Source organism: Brevibacillus fortis, assembly GCF_046196545.1.
In the GTDB taxonomy this organism is placed as follows: domain Bacteria; phylum Bacillota; class Bacilli; order Brevibacillales; family Brevibacillaceae; genus Brevibacillus; species Brevibacillus fortis_A.
In genome coordinates this window covers 6,159,497-6,178,103 of the sequence record NZ_CP176370.1, presented here as the reverse complement: position 1 = coordinate 6,178,103, position 18,607 = coordinate 6,159,497, and the positions used below count along the sequence as shown (strand labels likewise).

Annotated in this window: 17 protein-coding genes and 2 riboswitches; of the genes, 12 read left to right on the top strand and 5 right to left on the bottom strand. The window is 49.3% G+C overall.

Annotated elements, in window-relative coordinates:
- Positions 1 to 33: 33 nt before the first annotated feature.
- Positions 34 to 774 carry an IclR family transcriptional regulator gene (locus ACKKE8_RS29940; protein ID WP_409176197.1) on the bottom strand — a complete coding sequence of 247 codons (741 nt, stop codon included), beginning with the start codon at positions 772 to 774 and terminating at the stop codon, positions 34 to 36.
- Between the two features lie 352 nt (positions 775 to 1,126).
- Between ACKKE8_RS29940 and ACKKE8_RS29935 the strand changes: the two genes are divergently transcribed.
- Both ACKKE8_RS29935 and ACKKE8_RS29930 read left to right on the top strand, forming a co-directional pair.
- Positions 1,127 to 1,891, top strand: a complete 765-nt coding sequence (locus ACKKE8_RS29935; protein WP_409176196.1) for a dimethylarginine dimethylaminohydrolase family protein — start codon at positions 1,127 to 1,129, stop codon at positions 1,889 to 1,891.
- 72 nt (positions 1,892 to 1,963) lie between these two features.
- Entirely contained in the window at positions 1,964 to 3,373 is a 1,410-nt protein-coding gene (locus ACKKE8_RS29930; RefSeq protein ID WP_409176195.1) for an amino acid permease, read from the top strand.
- A gap of 76 nt (positions 3,374 to 3,449) precedes the next feature.
- Here ACKKE8_RS29930 and ACKKE8_RS29925 read toward each other — a convergent pair whose 3' ends face one another.
- Entirely contained in the window at positions 3,450 to 4,766 is a 1,317-nt protein-coding gene (locus ACKKE8_RS29925) for a D-arabinono-1,4-lactone oxidase (protein ID WP_409176194.1), read from the bottom strand.
- Entirely contained in the window at positions 4,754 to 5,941 is a 1,188-nt protein-coding gene (locus tag ACKKE8_RS29920; protein ID WP_409176193.1) for an amino acid deaminase/aldolase, read from the bottom strand. Before ACKKE8_RS29920 ends, ACKKE8_RS29925 begins: the two co-directional genes overlap by 13 nt.
- A 292-nt stretch (positions 5,942 to 6,233) precedes the next feature.
- Positions 6,234 to 6,333: riboswitch (purine riboswitch) on the top strand.
- 52 nt (positions 6,334 to 6,385) lie between these two features.
- On the opposite strand from ACKKE8_RS29920, the gene ACKKE8_RS29915 reads away from it, so the two are divergent.
- The 3 genes from ACKKE8_RS29915 to ACKKE8_RS29905 all read left to right on the top strand — a co-directional run bounded on the left by ACKKE8_RS29915 (position 6,386) and on the right by ACKKE8_RS29905 (position 8,590).
- Complete coding sequence (locus ACKKE8_RS29915) at positions 6,386 to 7,819, top strand: NAD(P)/FAD-dependent oxidoreductase (protein ID WP_409176192.1); 1,434 nt, start codon at positions 6,386 to 6,388, stop codon at positions 7,817 to 7,819.
- A gap of 182 nt (positions 7,820 to 8,001) precedes the next feature.
- Positions 8,002 to 8,340: a hypothetical protein gene (locus ACKKE8_RS29910; protein ID WP_409176191.1), complete on the top strand. Its 339-nt coding sequence runs from the start codon at positions 8,002 to 8,004 to the stop codon at positions 8,338 to 8,340.
- Complete coding sequence (locus tag ACKKE8_RS29905) at positions 8,315 to 8,590, top strand: hypothetical protein (RefSeq protein ID WP_409176190.1); 276 nt, start codon at positions 8,315 to 8,317, stop codon at positions 8,588 to 8,590. Before ACKKE8_RS29910 ends, ACKKE8_RS29905 begins: the two co-directional genes overlap by 26 nt.
- 49 nt (positions 8,591 to 8,639) lie before the next feature.
- Here ACKKE8_RS29905 and ACKKE8_RS29900 read toward each other — a convergent pair whose 3' ends face one another.
- Together ACKKE8_RS29900 and ACKKE8_RS29895 are read right to left on the bottom strand one after the other, a co-directional pair.
- Complete coding sequence (locus ACKKE8_RS29900) at positions 8,640 to 9,053, bottom strand: MarR family winged helix-turn-helix transcriptional regulator (protein WP_142065830.1); 414 nt, start codon at positions 9,051 to 9,053, stop codon at positions 8,640 to 8,642.
- 201 nt (positions 9,054 to 9,254) lie between these two features.
- On the bottom strand, positions 9,255 to 9,872 hold the full coding sequence (locus ACKKE8_RS29895) for a DUF3298 domain-containing protein (protein WP_409176189.1): 618 nt from the start codon (positions 9,870 to 9,872) through the stop codon (positions 9,255 to 9,257).
- Positions 9,873 to 10,027: 155 nt separating this feature from the next.
- Between ACKKE8_RS29895 and ACKKE8_RS29890 the strand changes: the two genes are divergently transcribed.
- From ACKKE8_RS29890 to ACKKE8_RS29860, 7 genes are all read left to right on the top strand, one after another.
- Entirely contained in the window at positions 10,028 to 11,503 is a 1,476-nt protein-coding gene (locus tag ACKKE8_RS29890) for a methyl-accepting chemotaxis protein (RefSeq protein WP_409176188.1), read from the top strand.
- Between the two features lie 274 nt (positions 11,504 to 11,777).
- Positions 11,778 to 11,900, top strand: a riboswitch (SAM riboswitch).
- A 200-nt stretch (positions 11,901 to 12,100) separates the two neighbouring features.
- A complete protein-coding gene (locus tag ACKKE8_RS29885; RefSeq protein WP_409176187.1) occupies positions 12,101 to 13,129 on the top strand; it encodes a BMP family protein in 1,029 nt (342 codons plus the stop codon).
- Positions 13,130 to 13,233: 104 nt separating this feature from the next.
- The gene (locus ACKKE8_RS29880) at positions 13,234 to 14,763 is read left to right on the top strand and encodes an ABC transporter ATP-binding protein (RefSeq protein WP_409176186.1); all 1,530 of its coding nucleotides are present in this window, start codon (positions 13,234 to 13,236) and stop codon (positions 14,761 to 14,763) included.
- Positions 14,738 to 15,808, top strand: a complete 1,071-nt coding sequence (locus ACKKE8_RS29875) for an ABC transporter permease (protein ID WP_409176185.1) — start codon at positions 14,738 to 14,740, stop codon at positions 15,806 to 15,808. The genes ACKKE8_RS29880 and ACKKE8_RS29875 overlap by 26 nt, the downstream gene beginning before the upstream one ends.
- Complete coding sequence (locus tag ACKKE8_RS29870; RefSeq protein WP_409176184.1) at positions 15,795 to 16,709, top strand: ABC transporter permease; 915 nt, start codon at positions 15,795 to 15,797, stop codon at positions 16,707 to 16,709. Before ACKKE8_RS29875 ends, ACKKE8_RS29870 begins: the two co-directional genes overlap by 14 nt.
- A gap of 41 nt (positions 16,710 to 16,750) precedes the next feature.
- On the top strand, positions 16,751 to 17,416 hold the full coding sequence (locus tag ACKKE8_RS29865) for a sulfite oxidase-like oxidoreductase (RefSeq protein ID WP_251252568.1): 666 nt from the start codon (positions 16,751 to 16,753) through the stop codon (positions 17,414 to 17,416).
- A gap of 1 nt (position 17,417) precedes the next feature.
- Entirely contained in the window at positions 17,418 to 18,140 is a 723-nt protein-coding gene (locus ACKKE8_RS29860) for a nucleoside phosphorylase (protein ID WP_409176183.1), read from the top strand.
- Positions 18,141 to 18,607: the final 467 nt, after the last annotated feature.

Genomic DNA, 18,607 nt, shown 5'->3' with positions numbered 1-18,607 from the left:
GTGAAAACCGTTTCCGGTTAGTGGGCAAAAAAATTAAGGTAAGGCACCGATCTTGTGGGAAATTTCTTTGGCACTTTGTTGGGCTTGTTCAATGAGTGAGGACAAGAGTTGCTCGTTGATCCGATAGCTCGGAACGCCGATACTCAAAGCGCCCACGACCTTTTGGTTGACACCGAAGATAGGAGCGGCAATGGATGCGGTGCCCTCGGTTTTCTCACCGTAGCTGACTGCATAGCCGTTTTGTCTGATTTCTGGCAGTCGTTCTAACAGCTCGCGACGTTTTTCTGCATCCGGGATTAAACCGGTCACGATTTGCTCTGCTTCGGTCGGATTCATGCTGGCGAGAATCGTTTTGTTTGCCGCACCAATATGTAGCGGAATACGCTCGCCCAGATTATCCATGCTTCTGACAGACATGGGACCCTCCACTCGTTCGAGTACGATGGCATGAGAGCCCTGTGGAATGTTCAGATAGACGGTTTCTCGTACATCAGCTGCCAATTGTTCCATGACAGTTCGGGCGACAGCGCGCATATCCATCTTGTCCAGGATGCGCAGCCCGATTTCCATCCACGTATAGCCGACCTTGTACTGCTTGCTCTCAGGAACCTGGAGGATGAGTCCATGCTTGATGAGGCTGCTTATTAAACGGTGTACCGTACTCAGTGGCAGGTTCGTTTGTTCAGCAATTTCTGAGATGGACCAATGCTGCTTGTTTGGATCTGATACCAGGACGGAGATGATGCTCATCGCCCGGTCAATCGATTGTACCAACGTGGGTTACCTCCTGGCTTTGTTGCATAGTGACTGCTCGTTGAATGTCACGCCAGCTTAATATGACCTCAATCTATCAGAATTTTTCAGCCGAATCAATATAATTTAGACCAGATAAAAATTTATTGACAAAAAATTTGAAACTATTTTACATTAAGAGTGTAATTTTGTATTGCAGAAGTGATTCCACAATGCGGAATATTTCTGGGTGATTGCTCAGAGGAGAATGAATCCAACATGGTGGCGATGAACAAGCAAAAGTAGTAGAAGTGGAAGCGTTTACATGCTCGTTACTCTGTCGCCCACTGTTAGACAAAAGCAAGATTCGAAAACAGAAGGGAGATCTATCATCATGAAATTTTCACGTGCGATTGTAAGAAAACCGGGAAATAGCTATGTAAATGGTTTGACGACTTCTGATTTGGGTACACCTGATTTTGAACTTGCTCTTAAACAGCATGCCGCTTATGTAGAAGCGCTGAAACAGACAGGTCTGGATGTAACCGTTCTGGAAGCGGACGAGCGTTTCCCGGATTCTACGTTTGTGGAAGATACAGCTGTCCTCACGGAAAAGTGCGCCGTCATCACCAATCCTGGTGCAGAAAGCCGCAATGGTGAAATTGAGGATATGAAATTGGTGCTTCCTCGTTTCTATGACACGATTGAATATATTCAGTCCCCTGGCTTCCTCGATGGTGGAGACGTCATGCAGGTAGAAAACCATTTCTATGTCGGTCTGTCTACACGCACAAATGAAGAAGGAGCCATCCAGTTCCGCGAGATTCTGTCCAAATACGGATATGAAGTCACCATTGTTCCGTTGAAAGAGTTTTTCCACCTGAAAACAGGTATTGCCTACCTTGGCAATGACTTGCTGGTTCTGGCTGGGGAGTTCATCGATTCTGAAGTGTTTAGCCAATACAAGCATCTGATCGTGGAAAAAGAAGTCGAGTACTCTGCGAACTGCATCCATATCAACGACTACGTCATCATTCCAAAGGGCTTTGAGAGCACGAAAAAGCAAATCACTGACGCTGGCTACAATGTGATTGAGCTGGATATGTCTGAATTCCGTAAACAAGACGGAGGATTGAGCTGCCTGTCCCTGCGTTTCTAGCGCAGGCAGTTCTCTCTTCTTTTATAGACCCTTGATAGACCTCTTAATAAGCTAGTGAAAGAGAGGAATCATATGAACACTGGGAATGAAAGAGACACGCAGCTACAACGCTCCATGAAAAGTCGCCATTTGTTTATGCTGTCGTTAGGTGGCGTGATCGGGACAGGGCTCTTCCTCAATGCTGGCTTCACGATCAATCAGGCGGGGCCTGGCGGGGCCCTTCTCGCCTATATTGTCGGCGGGGTTCTGCTGTATCTGGTCATGACGTGCCTGGGTGAGCTTTCTGTAAAAATGCCAGTAACAGGCTCTTTCCAAGCCTACGCCAGCCAGTATATTGGTCCGGCCAGCGGGTTTACACTGGGATGGATGTATTGGCTAGGGTCAGCTACAACTGCCGGGGTAGAGTTCACTGCCGCGGGCATGGTCATGCAAAGGTGGTTCCCGGATACGCCGATCTGGATTTGGTGCGCGCTCTTTATCGTTTTGCTCTTTGCCTTCAATGCGCTGACGACAAAAGGGTTTGCAGAAACCGAATACTGGTTTGCCGGAATTAAAGTATTGGCTGTACTTATGTTTATTATTGTCGGACTAGGTGCTATATTCGGTATTGTCAGTATGGAAGGAAGACCTGCCCCGTTTCTCTCCAACTTCTCGGCAGATGGGGGACTATTCCCGTTTGGCATTGCGATCGTATTTGTGACGATGATGAACGTCGTATTCTCTTATCAAGGCTCTGAACTGATCGGAATTGCAGCCGGGGAAGCAGAAGACCCGCAGAAGACCATTCCGCGGGCGATCCGCAACGTTGTGTTTCGCATTCTCGTGTTCTATGTGGCGTCAGTCACGATCTTGTCCGCACTCTTTCCATCGAGTGAGCTGGGACTCTTGGAGAGCCCGTTTGTGACGGTGTTTGATTCAGTGGGGATTCCATTTGCAGCGGATATCATGAACTTCGTTATCTTGACGGCCCTGTTGTCTGTTGGTAACTCATGCTTGTACGCAGCCACTCGCTTGTTGTGGTCACTTTCCCATAGTAATATGGCGCATCCTATTTTTGGAAAATTAACAAAACGTAAAGTGCCCTTGAACGCACTCTTGGCGACGCTGGCGTTCTCGCTTCTTTCTCTGTTAACCAGCGTGGTTGCAGCGGATACGGTATACGTACTGCTCATGTCTGTATCCGGTATTGCGGTTACCTTCACGTGGATGGGGATTGCTCTCTCTCAATTCAATTTCCGCCGTCAATACTTGCGTGAGGGTGGGAAAATAGAAGATTTACAGTTCGTCGCACCCTTTTACCCGGTGATGCCGCTCATGTGTCTGGCTCTTTGCACATTCATTCTGATCTTCCCGGCGTTTGACCCGACACAGCGAATTGGACTCTACTACGGAATTGGTGCGCTCGTGCTGTTCTATACCTTCTATTATGTGCGCTATGGACGCAAAAAGGCGCATAAACCGAATCTCCCAACGCAAGGATAAGCCGTCCTGCTCGATAGAAAAATGCCCCTGCCATGAATGATGTGGTCGGGGCATTTTTGTAGCGTAAGGATGGTCTTCAGGAGATGTCGAACAGCTCGGCTAGATACGGGTTCACGAACAAGCTGTCAGGGTCGAGCTCAGAGCGAATGGCGAGGAAATCGGTCAAGCGCGGATAGACCTGATGAAGCCTCTCGGCGGTCATGCTGTGCATTTTGCCCCAGTGTGGACGTCCACCATATCGGGCGAAAATCTCCTCCATCCGGGTAAAGTATGCTTCGTATGGCATGCCCTTGTACATGTGGACGGCAATGAAGGCACTATCCCTTTCGTAAGCGGGACTGAGCCAGATGTCGTCCTTTTTGACGTACCGGCATTCCAGCGGAAAATGAACGGCAAAGCGTTCCTGTTCAATCGCCTGACGCAGCTCCTGTATGGCATCACCCATATGCTCAGCGGGTATGCAGTATTCCATTTCGTAAAAACGAACAAGGCGAGGGGTGGCGAAAAGCTGATGGCTGTAGCCGCTCTCATGGACAGAGGGAACGCTTTGGGCGGACAGCCTGCTGACGCTTTTGGTGAGAGAAGGGCGCAATCGGCAGCTCTCGGACAAGAGCCAAAACAGTCCGTTTTCCACCACCATTTTTTTCAAATAGCTCCATTGTTGATTGCCGCTGGGGGGATCGCTGGTCTCGTTCATGAATTTCACCTGAACGGTGTCCGAATACGGGAAGATAAAAAATTCGAAATGCCGATGCTCGGTTTTAAATGTCTCCAGAGAGGACAGGCACTCCTCTAGCTGCATGCGACGGCTTTGGTAGCGCAGGCGATAGGCTGGAAGGACACGCAGCTTGACGCGTACGATGATGCCCAAGAGACCAAGAGAGACTTGCATGGCTTTGAACAGCTCCGGCCGGGCCTGCTCGGATACTTCCAAAACCTCCCCGGCTGCGGTCACGACTGTCAGCCCGACGACTTGCGTGGAGATGCTGCCAAAATGAATGCCTGTGCCATGTGTTCCGGTGCTGACGGCCCCTGCAATAGACTGGGCGTTAATGTCGCCGAGGTTTTCTTGAGAGTAGCCCGCTTGATGCAGCAGGTGTCCGAGTGTCTTGAGCTTGGTGCCTGCCCAGACTTCAACGGTATCAGAGGCAGGGTCTACACCGACGATTCCTTGGAGATGATCCAGGGATAGCAAGCAGTCTTCTGTCTGGACGAGCCGCGTGAAGGAATGACCAGAGCCGACGACTCGAATCCGTGTACCTGCCTTCTTGCAAGCAAGGACGAGCTGCACGACCTCATCCACGGACCCTGGCATCGCGATTTGCTTCGGCTGGCTTTGTACATTTCCTGTCCAATTGGTCCAGTGATTCGCATGCTTCTTTACAGTGAGCATAATCCATCCCCCCGATAGGTGGTCACTTCCTCGATGATTTTCCCGCCAGAGATGCAGTACAGCCGGGTAAAACGTTCGCAGAGCTCTCCTGCTTTGGCATGGCGAAAAAAGATCGGGTCTCCCAGCTCCAGCGTTTCCATGCCTTGATAGTGGATCGGTGTCTGTACTTCACCTGCTCCTTCGTTGGGAAACAGCTTTGCTCCCACTGGCAAGTAAGGCTTGGGGAGTCTGTCACGCCCAGCAGAACCAGAGGCGATGTAGCCTCCGCCGGCACATGTGTAGATATGCTCTGTGGGCTTGCGGATAATCTCCAGTGCAAATCCGGCAGCAGGATGAAACCGAAAATCTTGAAAGTAGTCAAAGAGCCCAGGCGAAAAAAATCCGGAGCCTGCTGTAACCTCTGTAACGGAGTCTTCTTTCCCGGTCAAGTGCAAGCTGCCCGTTCCTCCACCGTTTACGAAGCGAAGAGAAATGCCTAACTCGCGAATGGCATGCACCAGTGTAGCACGTCGAGAAGCCACTTCTTTCACGGAATATTGCTTGAGGAGACGAATGATGCTGTTTTTCAGGAATTGACGAGGGTATCGATCACCTACGCCAGCAATTTGAGCTTCGTACCCCATGACACCATCTAGGTAGAGATGATCGGAGGAAGCAACGCGCTTGGCAAGGGAGAGGGACGCCTCGAGAGAGCGAAGAGGGGAGCGCCAGACGCCGAAATGCAGCCCCAGCACATCAGACGACATGTCGATATCGAGACAGACTGGAAGCCTGGTTCCTGTTTCCCGGGCGATATGTTCGAGCTGTTCGACATGAGGGAGAGAGTCGATCATCAAAGTAATGGAGCGCCCGTTCTTAATCTCAGAGGCGATGGACAAAAGCCAGCTTTTTTCCCAGAGCGGATAGCCTAGCAGCAGGTCATCGAAGCCTGCCTTGCACAGGTGAAGCACCTCAGGAGCGGAATAGCACATGAGACCACGAAAGCAATCGTCCAACTGCAATACATGTTTGAGAATGGCAACGCTTCGGATCGACTTGCTCGCGATTCGAACGGGTTTTCCATTGCTTTGCAAACTGATTTGCTCCGCATTTTCCTCCAGCAGATCTAGGTCGACGAAAGCGAACGGCTTGGGAACACCGGCAAAGGCAGACTGATAATAGCGATAATCCCGCATGTACAGGCCTCATCCTTTTTTTAGAGAAATAAATAATGACCGGAAAATATTTTGTAAAATTCTTTCTATTCTACTCGTTTGTGACGGATTCCTTCCCGAGAAGATGAGCGTCATGTACAGAAATAACGAATGTTCGCCTTTTAATGTTCGGTTTTTTATGTATTTACGGATTGTAAAGGCATGTTTACGATAAATTTAACTTTAAAAGACGAATAAATAAGCTGTTTCCGGTTGACTTGATTCACCTTATAAGCTACTATACATATTGTTGAAGAACAACACAGGCTTGACGAATGAAATAGTGAATTGTATTCGTATATCCTCAGAAATATGGTTTGAGGGTCTCTACAGGGAACCGTAAATTCCCGGCTACGAATAGGGCAGGTTTGGTATACCCTATTCGTCGGCCGGGAATTTTTTGCATTTCTTTGGGGAGGGAACGACATGAATAAGTATGATGTAATCGTTGTAGGAGCAGGACCAGCAGGGATTTTTACATGCTACGAGGTAATGCGAAAAGCACCGAATGCCAAGGTGCTGTTGATTGATAAAGGGCATGACATCTATAGCAGACGCTGTCCGATCTTGGAGGAAAAGATCAAGCTCTGCCCGCCGCCAGCAGGAAAAAAAGAATTTGCAGGCTGTTTGCCGGCCTGTTCGATTACCAGTGGTTTTGGTGGAGCAGGCGCCTATAGTGATGGCAAATTTAACATCACCACCGAATTTGGTGGTTGGATGACAGACTATCTCAGCCCTTCCACTGTACTTGGGCTGATCAAATACGTAGATGAAATCAATTTGGAGCATGGGGCTACCCAATCGATTACGGACCCGACTACAGAGACGATCAAGAGCATCGAGCAGCGCGGCTATGCAGCTGGACTCAAGCTGTTGCGAGCGCAGGTGCGTCACTTGGGAACGGAGCAAAACCTGGAGATTCTCCAGTCGATCTTCGAGCATTTGAAGAAGCATATCGACATGATGTTCAAGACAGAGGTCGCGGACATCATTACGGTGAAAGAAGCAGACGGACATCAGGTAAAAGGTGTCGTCTTGAAAAATGGCCAAGAGTATGAAGCTGATTACGTGGTAATCGGACCAGGCCGCGATGGCTCCGCATGGTTGACGGATATCCTGAAAAAGCGCCGCCTGAAAATGTACAATAATCAAGTCGACGTAGGCGTACGTGTGGAGACATCCGATGTCGTCATGCGCGAAATCAATGAGCATTTGTACGAAGGAAAATTCATTTTCAATACATCTGTCGGAACGCGTGTACGGACGTTCTGCAGCAATCCATCCGGTCACGTGGTGGTGGAAAACCACAGTGGAGTGATGGCGGCAAACGGGCACTCTTACAAAGACCCAGCGCTGGGCTCGATGAATACGAACTTTGCGCTCTTGGTATCTCATACGTTTACAGAGCCGTTTGACAAGCCGAATGAGTATGCGAGAGAAATTTGCAAGCGGGCGAATGATCTGTCAAACGGTGGGGTTATCGTGCAAAAGTACGGCGATATCTTGCGCGGTCGCCGTTCTACAGAGTCGCGTATTAAGGAAGGCTTCCTGGAGCCTACTCTGAAGGAAGCAGTACCGGGTGACTTGGGACTCGTGTTGCCTTACAACACGATGAAAAGTTTGATCGAGATGGTGGAAGCACTGGACAAGGTAACGCCGGGAATTGCTTCCGAGCATACATTGTTCTACGGAGTGGAAGCGAAATTCTACTCGGCTCGTCCGAAACTGACTGAGGAATTCGAAACAGAAATCAAAGGATTGTTCTGTGGCGGGGATGGTGCCGGAATTACGCGTGGTCTGGCACAGGCCGGAGCTGCTGGGGTCTGGATGGCTCGCAATATTGCGAAACGCATGCAATAACGAATACGATCATAACAAATAGGCTTCTTGCTGGGCACGCTTGTGCTTGGTGGGAAGCCTTTTTCATGACAGAACAACATCAGGAAAGTAATGATCGCGATGTCACGAGGAATTAGGCAGAAGCGTATTGTATAGAAGGGCCAATAATCAAACCACGACTTTTTGTTGGCATGGAGGTATCTATGTTTTTTTGTGATGATGACGATACCGCTGTAATAGCACTTTGGATTATTTCGATTGGCTTTGTCATACTCGCCATTGATAAAACAACCAGATTAAGTCAAAAGCCTGCCTGCGATAATGAGAAGTTGATGCAGCCGCTCATCCAATTGAACAAGCAAATCAATGGGAGCAATAAGAATGGCAATGGCAATGACAACGATGACGATATGCAATTTAAACGAATTGAACAGCAAATTGCTCAATTACGAGACAGTCTTCAAGATATAAAGAAGAATTTACAGGAGGATTCATCTAAAAACGGAGGGAAGAAGAATGATCGAAAAAAATCTGGCGAATGAGCTGGTAGCGGTAGGCGGGTGGATCGCAGTTCTCGGTGCCTTCCTGGCTGCTATAGGCTCGACTGGTCAGGTGGAACCGGACGAGGATACTTCTTCAGCGAACCAAACCAATGACAAAGAATCAAATGATTTGAAAAAACAAGTGCTGCAACAGAAAAAACAATTGCAAAAGCAACAGATACAGATTGAACTGATTCAATTGGAACAAGAGCTCAACACCATCATCCATAGCGCAAGGAAGAATGGCTAACAAAAAATGACTTCACCAAACTGCTTTGGGCGAAGTCATTTTTTACTTGCTACGACGGCTGCAAATTATCGTTCATTTTCTTCAATACGCGGTTAAAGATAGCGAGTTCTGCTTCGTCAAGGCCGCGGAGTGCCAGCTCTTCTTGCTCTTTGGCAGCCTCCAGCCATTCCGGGAACCGTTCGACTGCTTGCGGGGACAAGGACACATAGCGCTCACGCTTGTCATCACCCTCTGAGCGAATGATCCAGCCCATCTCTTCCAATCGGGTGAGTGTCCGGGTAATCGTCGGCGCTTCCACATTCAGGTAGTTGCTCAATTGAACCTGGGTGAGCGATTCACGATAATGCAAGCAAAGGATAATACCCCATTGCGAGCTGTATAATCCCATGGGAGCCATAGTCCCATTTAACGTTTTACTGAATATTCTTGCGGTTTGGCTAATTCGATGTCCATAATATTGCATGAGTATATACCTCCAGGAAAGCTGGTTCGATATATCGTACACTTTATTGCTTAAGTAAATATGTACAATAACATACTAGCAGTTTCGGACATATAAGTAAACGTTTATTCGATGGCGAAATAATGGATTTTCTGACACAAATAGAATCAGGCGAGTGTCATGGAAGAAGACACTCACCTGGCTGATCAATACAATGATGCACTAATCCGCGGACAAGATACTCAGTGGTCCTTTTTCATTGATTAGCGGCTCCAGTTCATAAACCGAAATGGGGAACATGGGGAAACCGACGTAGTAAGGCGTAATTTCGTACAACTGGAAGTAGATGACCAGTGCTTTGTCGGCGACGTAATAATCCTGATCGGGCTTAATCGAAGTAAAGCCATTAAGTGTGGGGATGCTTCTTTCTTTGATTTGACGCTTGATGTTTTCGGAAATCACCTTGACGTAATCGCTTCCTGGCTTGAATAATTCACGAAGCGTATACAGCTTGCCCGTTTGGATATCTGCGGTGATCGACCCGAGGAAGGTCATGCCGTGAGCCATTTGCGGAGTGTAGGCGTAGTTGCTCAACACGACACTGAAAATACCGCGTTCGTTTGTCTTGATTTCGTAGCTTCCTTGCATTTGTGTATTTCCCGGTACCTGGACCCGTTGCTGCTCGTGAATTAAGCCTTGAACCGTTTGAGAAATCGCCCGGTTGATATCTTTTTCTGCTTGCTGGTTGGCTAGACCCGCCAATTGCGGGTAGTAAATGGTGGTGTTCGGACGGCTAATCGTCCGTGTCAGCACAGTAGCTGGCAATTGATTGAGTTCCACTTTTCTCCGTTTGCCTCCTGTACGTGTGAGTTGTGTAATAGCCTATTCGAAATTGTTTTTGGCTGTTCTCACTTTTTTCACAAATTTGGCAAAGGTTTGGCTATATAATGGGGAAAGAATCCGATACATAAGTAATAAGGAAAAGGGGGGCAATTATGATTCAATTGATTCGCAATACCTTGACTGACAAAGAAGGCTTTATGATTTTCATCCTATGGAATCATTTGTGGATGGCGGGACTCATTGCCTACCAAGTGGATGTGAACTTCTGGAAAGTGACGTCCTTGGGATTGCTGGTCACTTTAATTGTTTCGCCGTATTATTTCATTCGCAAAGATAGTCATGTGATTCGTTATCTGGTAGGAATCGGACTTATGTTTTATGCTATTTCCTTCGATCACTTTACCGATTACCAAGAGGTTACCTTCCTCGCCTTTATCGTCATGGGCTTTTTGGCAGCCTATTTGGACTGGAAGCTGGTAGTAACAGCGGGAATTGCCCAAATCATCGTTACGATTGTCGGGTTTTATACGGGAACCTACGAGATTTTCGAAGGTGATTTTTCGGAGCTCAATTTGCTTATGCGTATTGTCACGCTTCTCATGATGATGGGAGCTGTCACGTATCTGTGTCTGGCCGGACAAGCTTCCTTGCGAAAAGCTGATGACGCTAGGCAGGAAGCAGAAGAGAAGGAGCGCCGTCTGGGAGAAATGCTTTTGAACATCCAGCAAATGACGGAGCAGCTGGATCGTACAAGCGATCATGTGCATGAGCATGCGGAGGGTACGAAGCGCAATACAGATGAAATGATGGTAGCCTTCAAGGAAGTCGCCACAGGTATGGAATCGCAGGCGAATTCTACGGTGAAGATCGAAGAAGAGGTTCAATCCATCGATCAGGAAATCGAGGCAGTCACAACGCAGACCAACGCAATGAAAACGGAATCGCAACAAAACAACCGTCGTCTGACAGAAAGCGTTCAGATGATGAACGAGCTGTCCTCGCAGATGGAGCAAATTGTGCAGGCAGTCAATGTAGCAGCCTCTACGATTCACCAGCTCAATCGGCAGGCGAATCGCGTAGAGGAAATTGTCGGCGCTATTAATCAGATCGCGACACAAACGAATCTCTTGGCACTGAATGCGGCGATTGAATCGGCGCGTGCAGGCGAGCATGGACGGGGATTTGCTGTTGTAGCGGATGAGGTCCGCAAGCTGGCAGAACAAAGCGCGACAGCTACGCAGGAAATTACCGACATTCTGAAATCTCTCCACCAGGAAAGTGAGAATGCGGTGCAGCATATGAGCAATGGGGAAACGTCTGTTGCAAAAGGCCAAGAGCTGGCTGTGAAAACAGTGGCCTCCATCGAAGCAGTGCGTGCCGGGATGATGGCCTTCCTGGAAGCAGCTGATCAAGTAAGCTCCAGCATGGACCGGGTAAAAGTGCGTTCCGGAGAAGTTGCCATCGAGATGTCGACCATTACAGCCGTAACCGAGGAATCGGTAGCCAACTTAGAAGAGCTGTTTGCGACAGCAGAAAACCAGCATCAAAAAGTGCGTGAGATTACGGAAGAGCTGGGCGAGCTGAATACATTGTCTCATCGTCTCCAGCAAACCTTCCACGTAAATTAGTTAGAGGTTGTTTAAAAAGTCGTCTTTTGATCACGAAGTAGTTTTGAAAGCTGATTCGGCATCGAAATTGACGTTCACCTTCGAAGTCCGGTGCTCATGTAGGTCCCCTACACTCCGCTCCTCCTTCTTCAGATCTCGCCAATTTCTCGGTGCTGAAAAGACGACTTTTTAAACTTCGATTTACTTTTAGAAGTGTTTGGAATTGAGAAAAAAGAATTGCATTTTTGAACCGTTCTGCTAGAATAAATTCCATTGTAACTAAATATATTCACCTACCTTATCAAGAGCGGCGGAGGGACTGGCCCGATGATGCCCGGCAACCACTGATCATGTCTATACATGAACAGAAAGGTGCCAATTCCTGCAAAACCTGTACCATGGTTTTGACAGATGAGGAAGAGAACGGCTACGTACGCAAACTCTTCCTCCGGGAAGAGTTTTTTTGTTGTATTTGTAAAAGGGAGGAGGAAATAAACGAACGATAAATTAAATTCATAAGAGAATATTCGTAAATAGTATTGAAAAAATGGGTAAAAAGCCGTACATTACCTAATAGGATAAAGAAAAACGTAAAGTTCGGATAGGGAGAGATACATCATGAAGAAGCTATTGCTGGCATTAACGACATTCGCAGTATTGGCAACAGGGTGCTCGACTGGCACAAGCGCACCTGCAGATCAGCCAGGAGGACAAGCAGCAGGACAAGAGGGCGCGGACAAAAAGCGAATTGCCTTGATTTTACCCGAGAAAATCGGTGTGAATCCGTTCTTCCAACAAATGGATGAAGGTGCGAAGAAAGCCGCGCAAGAGCTGGGCGCAGAAGTGAAAACGATTGAATCTACCGACCATGGAGCGATTGAAGAGAATCTGCGCGTGGCTGTTGCAGAAAATTATGATTTGATCATCACCTCTTCCTTTACTTCAGAGGATGCATTGAAAAAAGTAGCAGCCGAAAATCCTGACCGTAATTTTGCGATTATTGATACGGTAGTGGATTTGCCAAACGTGCGCAGTGTTACCTTCCGCGAGCAGGAAGCGGCTTACCTGGTGGGAGCAGCAGCAGGTCTGGCAACGAAAACGAACAAAGTGGGTATGGTTGTCGCTCTTGATATTCCGCAGTTGAAAAAATGGACAGTTGGCTTCGAAGAGGGCTTGAAAGCGACGAATCCAAAAGCAGAGCTGATGGTCAACTATGTAGGAAGCTTCACTGACCCGGCAAAAGCAAAGGAATTGGCCTTGCTCCAAGCTTCCAAAGGCGCTGACTTCATTAACGGTGCAGCAGCAGTAGGTGACCTCGGCGTTTTCGAAGCGGCGAAGGAAAAAGGCTTCTTCACAGCAGGTCAGGACGTTGACCGTACGACGATTGATCCAGAGCATATTGTTCTGTCCCAATTGAAAGGGACCGACGCGGCAGCTTATGAAACCGTGAAGAACTTTGTAGAAGGAACGTTCAAACCAGGTGTTGTTGCGTACGGCTTGAAAGAAAAAGGTGTTGGCGTAACCTATGTCACGCACGAAAGCAAAACGCCGCTGAACTCATTTATTGGACAAGAAGTGGTAGATAAAGTGAAAGCGATCAACGATGAGATTGTAGCGGGCACTCGAAAAGTACCAGATAAATTCTAAACACGCACGTAAAAAGCTTGTGCACAGTGATGGATGTGACCGACTACGGCTGTGTAGTCGGTCTTCCATTTTCATAAAGGACGTACAGAAATGAGGGAGTGGGAATGACCGATCGCTTGGAAATGAGGGCCATGACCAAGAAGTACGGAGATTTTACCGCAAACGACAAGGTGTCGTTCTCACTGGCAGCAGGAGAAGTCCACGCGATTGTCGGGGAAAATGGAGCGGGCAAAACGACACTGATGCGGATGCTATACGGGATGGAGCAGCCGACGTCGGGAGAGATCGTGTTAAACGGCAAGCCAGTTGTTTTTCGCGGACCAGAGGATGCGATCCGAAATGGAATCGGGATGGTTCACCAGCACTTTATGCTCTTCGGAGAATTCAGTGTGACTGAAAATATCGTGATCGGATACGAGCCGAAGCAAGCAGGTTTTTTCAAAAGAAATGACGCGGAGGACAAGGTGCGTGCCCTTAGTGAGCAGTATCGCATTCCGATTCATCCGCAGGCCAAGGTAGCGAATTGCTCGATTGGGGAACAGCAACGGGTCGAAATTCTTAAGGTCCTCTATCAGGGAGCGGATATCATCGTGCTGGATGAGCCGACCGCTGTACTTACCCCGCTGGAGGTACGCGACCTGCTGCAAACGATTCGAAACCTGGCGGAGAGCGGCAAGAGCGTCATTTTGATTACACATAAGTTGCAGGAAGTCATGGAGGTAGCCGATCGTATTACGGTACTGCGCGGAGGCAAGGTGACAGGAACAGTTTCGCGGAATGAGACAAATGCGGATGATTTGGCAAGATTGATGGTCGGACGTGAATTGCAGGAGCTAGCTGAGCGAATTCCTCTGGATAAAGGCCCCTTGTTGCAGGTGGAGAATCTCACGGTTCGAGAAAAGCAGACACTGCTCGATCAAGTCAGCTTTACCGTGCATCACGGGGAAATCGTAGGAATTGCAGGTGTTTCCGGGAATGGTCAATCCGAGCTGCTGCAAGCGATCAGCGGTTTGCGAGCGGCACAGGAGGGTACGGTGCGGTTAGGCGGCAAGGACGTGACGAACAAATCAGTAGCCACCATTCGGGATGCCGGCTTGGCGCATATTCCGGAGGATCGCTATCTGTGGGGAACGGCCAAACTCTCAAGCGTCGAGGAAAATGCGTTGATGGGCTATCAGCGAAAGTCTGCTTACAACCGCCGCGGCGTCGTTTTGCGGGAGAAATTCCGCCAAGTCATAAAAGGCTGGGTTGATCAGTTTGCCATCAAGACAGGCTCCCGACAATTGCAGGAGCTGGCAGGGAATCTGTCAGGAGGAAATTTGCAAAAGCTGATCGTAGCAAGGGAGCTGGGACATGAAACCCCGTTTTTGATTGCGGCTGAGCCTACGCGAGGGGTGGATATCGGTGCCATGGAGTACATTCATCAGGCGCTGATCGAAAAGCGCAATCAGGGAGATGGGATCTTGCTCGTCTCCTCCGAGTTGTCCGAAATTCTCGCCTTGTCTGACAGGATTTTGGTCATGTATAAAGGGCGAATCGCTGGAGAGCTTTCACGCCTGGAGGCAACCGAAGAAAAAATCAGCGTGATCATGGCGGGAGGAAGCATTCATGGCAGCAATCAAAGAGCTATCTAAGTCATTGGTTCAACCGTTCTTGGCTGTCGTCATCGGTTTGTTGACCGGGGCGCTGGTCATTGCTGCAGTTGGCGAATCGATCTTGGGCACCTACCAGGAAATGTGGAAAGGGGCCTTTGGCAGTTTGTATTTCTTTACGTCTACATTAGCGAGAGCCACGCCTATCATGCTAATTGCCCTGGGTCTTTCCCTCGCATTTCGGGCAGGGGTATTCAACCTGGGGGCGGAAGGGCAAATGGTGCTGGGTGCTGTCAGTGCTGCGTTAGTCGCGATCTACTTGCCAGCACCGGGAATGATTAAAATTGTGGCGGGGATTTTCGCAGGAATGGCAGTCGGTGGGTTCTGGGCGTTATTGCCAGGCTTTATGGAAGCCCGCTTTCGCATTCCGTTGCTCATCTCTACGCTGCTCTTTAACTACATCGCGGTTTTGTTTGCGAGCTATCTCGTGACAGAGCCATTCCGGGATCGCTCGGGTTCTGCGGCACTGGCACAGACCGTCATGCTGGAGAAAAGCGCTTGGCTTCCGAAGCTGTTTGCCGGGATGAGCGTGCACGCAGGGTTTTTGTTTGCGATTGTTGCGGCGCTGCTGTTGTTCTGGGTGCTTCGTTTTACGCCTTTTGGCTATGAAGTGAAGATGCTGGGTCAAAACTCGTTGTTTGCTCAATACGGAGGAATTAATCGCATTCGGGTCATGCTGACCGGGATGTTTGCCAGTGGTGGACTGGCTGGGTTGGCGGGAACCGTCGAGGTAATGGGGGCGCATTATCGTTTTGTTGACGGAGCCCTGACTGTACCAGGGTTCGCCTGGACGGGCTTGATGGCCGCTCTACTTGCGAACTCGCACCCGCTTGGCATCATTGTGACTGCGATCCTGCTTGCTGCTTTTCAGACTGGAGCCATGGGTGTAGAGCGCAATACGGATGTGCCGCTGGAGCTGGCAAGTGTTATACAAGCCGTATTGATATTGTTCATCTCCGCCAAGTTCAGCTACGACTGGTGGAAAAAGCGGAAGGCAAAAGGAGGGGAATCGCATGGAGCTCTTTGATTGGTCCCTCCTCAGTTCTACCATTCGGATGGTCACGCCGATCTTGTTGGCAGCTTTGGGTGGAGCGCTCTGCGCACGTGTCGGAATTTTTAATGTTGGCCTGGAGGGATTGGTACTGGTCGGTGCCTTTTCCGCGATTGTCGGCAATCATTTTACCGGGAATCTCTTTCTGGCCGTTTTGATTGCAGCGCTGGTCAGCATTGTCTTTTCCCTCTTATTCGCGTACATGACGATCAAGCTTAGGGCGAATGAAATTGTCGTCGGTGTGGCGATTAACTTTCTCGCGCTGGGGTTGACGACATTTGCACTGCGGGCGATCTTCGGTGTCAAAGGGGCGTTTTACGATAAGGATATGGCTGGCTTGCCAACCGTCGAGATTCCTTTCATTCACGATATTCCGGTCATCGGAGGCATTGTCTCTGGTCATTCGCCGCTCGTGTATTTTGCGTTTTTGGCTGCGATTCTGTTATATGTGTTCTTTTATCGGACGGTTACGGGCTTCCGCGTCCTCGCAGTTGGTCTGAATCCCGTTGCGGCACGCAGTCTCGGTCTGAAAGTGACGGGACTTCAGGTGCTGGCGATTGTGATGAGTGGTGCTTTGTGCGGGGTTGCAGGGGCACAACTTTCACTGGGGCAAGTCACGATGTTTACAGAAGGGATGACGGCTGGTCGGGGCTTTATCGCATTGGTAGCGATGATGATGGGGCAGTCGCATCCACTCGGTATTTTGGCTTCGAGCTTTTTGTTCGGGTTGATGGATGCCCTTAGTATTCGTTTGCAGGGCTTTTCACTTCCAACGCAATTTACGGCCATGCTGCCATACGTGCTGACGATTGCGGCGATGTTCTTCTTGAAGAACAAGAGTCAGATCGGCAGCAGCAATCAGCAGAGCACCCGTTAAACACAGGCCATATAGACAGCGAAGACAGGGGGAATTGCGATATGAACAAGGCAGATCGAATCAAAAGAATGAAAGTACCCGCCCCAGTGGGACCGGGACTCGCCAGACGACTTCCGCCAGGACAAATCCTGACAGAGCGCTTTCCCATTTTGCATGAGGGAGACGTGCCAGTGTATGACATGAACGAATGGACACTGCGCGTTTTCGGAGAGGTAGACCGGGAAGTAACGCTCACCTACGAAGAGATCATGGCGATGCCACAGGTGACAGTGACGAGCGACATTCACTGCGTGACGCGCTGGTCCCGTTTTGACAATGCATTTACAGGCGTGCGTTTTCGTGATTTTCTACAGGCAATTGGTGTGACTCCGCGAGCGAACTTCGTCATGCTGCACGGTGATCACGACTATACCGCCAATGTGCCGCTCGCTGATTTGGAGCGTGATGATGTATTGCTGGCTCACTCCTTTGATGGAGAGCGACTGACGGACAAGCATGGCTGGCCGCTTCGCCTGGTTGTTCCTCATCTGTATTTCTGGAAAAGCGTGAAGTGGATCAGAGGAATTGAATTTATGACCGAAAACAAGCCCGGCTTCTGGGAGCAAAATGGTTTTCACCTGATCGCAGACCCGTTCCGCGAAGAGCGGTTCTCCGGTGAAGCATTGCCGATACCAGAGGATGAGTGGGAGAAAAAGGAGTTCGATTGAGATGTTGACGAATCTAAAGATAGATCCAGAACAACTGCCGAAGCGCGTCATCGTGTGCGGTGATCCAAAACGTGCAGCCTTGATTGCTTCGAAACTCGACGATCAGCGTCAAATCGGGGAAAATCGCGAGTATCACAGCTATGCGGGTACGTGGAAAGGCGTCGAGGTAGCGGTAGTGAGCCATGGGGTAGGGGCACCGGGGGCAGCCGTATGCTTCGAGGAGCTGGCAAAGGGCGGCGTTCAGACCGTCATTCGCGTAGGAACTGCCGGGTCATACCAAAAAGAAATCGAGACAGGCAGCCTCGTCATCAGCTCCGCAGCGGTTCGCCAAGACGGCTTGACCAGTCAGTTGGTTCCGGCGGGCTTCCCGGCTGTTGCCAATCGCCATGTCGTGGACGCACTTGTACAAGCAGCAGGAGCAAACGCATCAGACTTGAAGGTATTCGAAGGAATCACGCTGACACTCGATGTCTTTTACAGTGGGGTGTTGGAATTCCCACACAAGCTGTACCAAAAAGCTGGCGTTTTGGCAGTCGAGATGGAAAACACCGCTCTCTTCGTGATTGCGGCACTTCGCGGTATGAAGGCAGGCTCTATTTTGGCAATTGACGGGTATGCAGATGCAGACCTGCTCGAATCGTATAACCCGCACACCGATGTGATGGCAAAAGCCATTGAAGCGGAAGCGTTGATTGCATTGGATGCAGTCATTGCGGTTTCGTAAATTCTTTTAAAGGAACACCCGGAACTGATTTAGGTTCTGGGTGTTTTTATTTTTTAGCTAGTAAGCTTGATAGAGAACCAGTAGCTGTAGAGAGGAAAAAGGAGAAACCGACGAAGGATCTTTGGAACACCAACCGAGGTGGAATGGAAAAAGCGAAACCGTTTTTAGCGGCCACCTCTGAACCTGCTTCGTGAGCTGGCTACTTTGGCCGCGGGTTTCGCTTTTTCCATGGAACCGGCCAGTCATACCTCCAGCAGGTGGGACAAGAATCCTGAGTGGTTTCTCCTTTTTCCTCTCCTCCACCAAAGTCTCGACCAACGATTGTAAACCAGATCTTTTCCCATTTTTAACATTCCCTTTAAGCTTCCTTAACGCTTGTACAGTACCATTCAAAGTAACAAGTGAACAATCCCTTCGGTTGGAGCCATGGAGAAACCCCCGACAGCCTTACCAAGCACTTTCATCGA

What these genes read in the sequence shown, in the direction of transcription:
- ACKKE8_RS29920 (WP_409176193.1), bottom strand. Translation starts at nt 5,941, where the DNA reads ATGCGGGATTATCGCTATTATCAGTCTGCCTTTGCCGGTGTTCCCAAG.
- ACKKE8_RS29910 (WP_409176191.1), top strand. Translation starts at nt 8,002, where the DNA reads ATGTTTTTTTGTGATGATGACGATACCGCTGTAATAGCACTTTGGATT.
- ACKKE8_RS29880 (WP_409176186.1), top strand. Translation starts at nt 13,234, where the DNA reads ATGACCGATCGCTTGGAAATGAGGGCCATGACCAAGAAGTACGGAGAT.
- ACKKE8_RS29915 (WP_409176192.1), top strand. Translation starts at nt 6,386, where the DNA reads ATGAATAAGTATGATGTAATCGTTGTAGGAGCAGGACCAGCAGGGATT.
- ACKKE8_RS29900 (WP_142065830.1), bottom strand. Translation starts at nt 9,053, where the DNA reads ATGCAATATTATGGACATCGAATTAGCCAAACCGCAAGAATATTCAGT.
- ACKKE8_RS29935 (WP_409176196.1), top strand. Translation starts at nt 1,127, where the DNA reads ATGAAATTTTCACGTGCGATTGTAAGAAAACCGGGAAATAGCTATGTA.
- ACKKE8_RS29885 (WP_409176187.1), top strand. Translation starts at nt 12,101, where the DNA reads ATGAAGAAGCTATTGCTGGCATTAACGACATTCGCAGTATTGGCAACA.
- ACKKE8_RS29860 (WP_409176183.1), top strand. Translation starts at nt 17,418, where the DNA reads ATGTTGACGAATCTAAAGATAGATCCAGAACAACTGCCGAAGCGCGTC.
- ACKKE8_RS29875 (WP_409176185.1), top strand. Translation starts at nt 14,738, where the DNA reads ATGGCAGCAATCAAAGAGCTATCTAAGTCATTGGTTCAACCGTTCTTG.
- ACKKE8_RS29870 (WP_409176184.1), top strand. Translation starts at nt 15,795, where the DNA reads ATGGAGCTCTTTGATTGGTCCCTCCTCAGTTCTACCATTCGGATGGTC.
- ACKKE8_RS29925 (WP_409176194.1), bottom strand. Translation starts at nt 4,766, where the DNA reads ATGCTCACTGTAAAGAAGCATGCGAATCACTGGACCAATTGGACAGGA.
- ACKKE8_RS29890 (WP_409176188.1), top strand. Translation starts at nt 10,028, where the DNA reads ATGATTCAATTGATTCGCAATACCTTGACTGACAAAGAAGGCTTTATG.
- ACKKE8_RS29865 (WP_251252568.1), top strand. Translation starts at nt 16,751, where the DNA reads ATGAACAAGGCAGATCGAATCAAAAGAATGAAAGTACCCGCCCCAGTG.
- ACKKE8_RS29905 (WP_409176190.1), top strand. Translation starts at nt 8,315, where the DNA reads ATGATCGAAAAAAATCTGGCGAATGAGCTGGTAGCGGTAGGCGGGTGG.
- ACKKE8_RS29930 (WP_409176195.1), top strand. Translation starts at nt 1,964, where the DNA reads ATGAACACTGGGAATGAAAGAGACACGCAGCTACAACGCTCCATGAAA.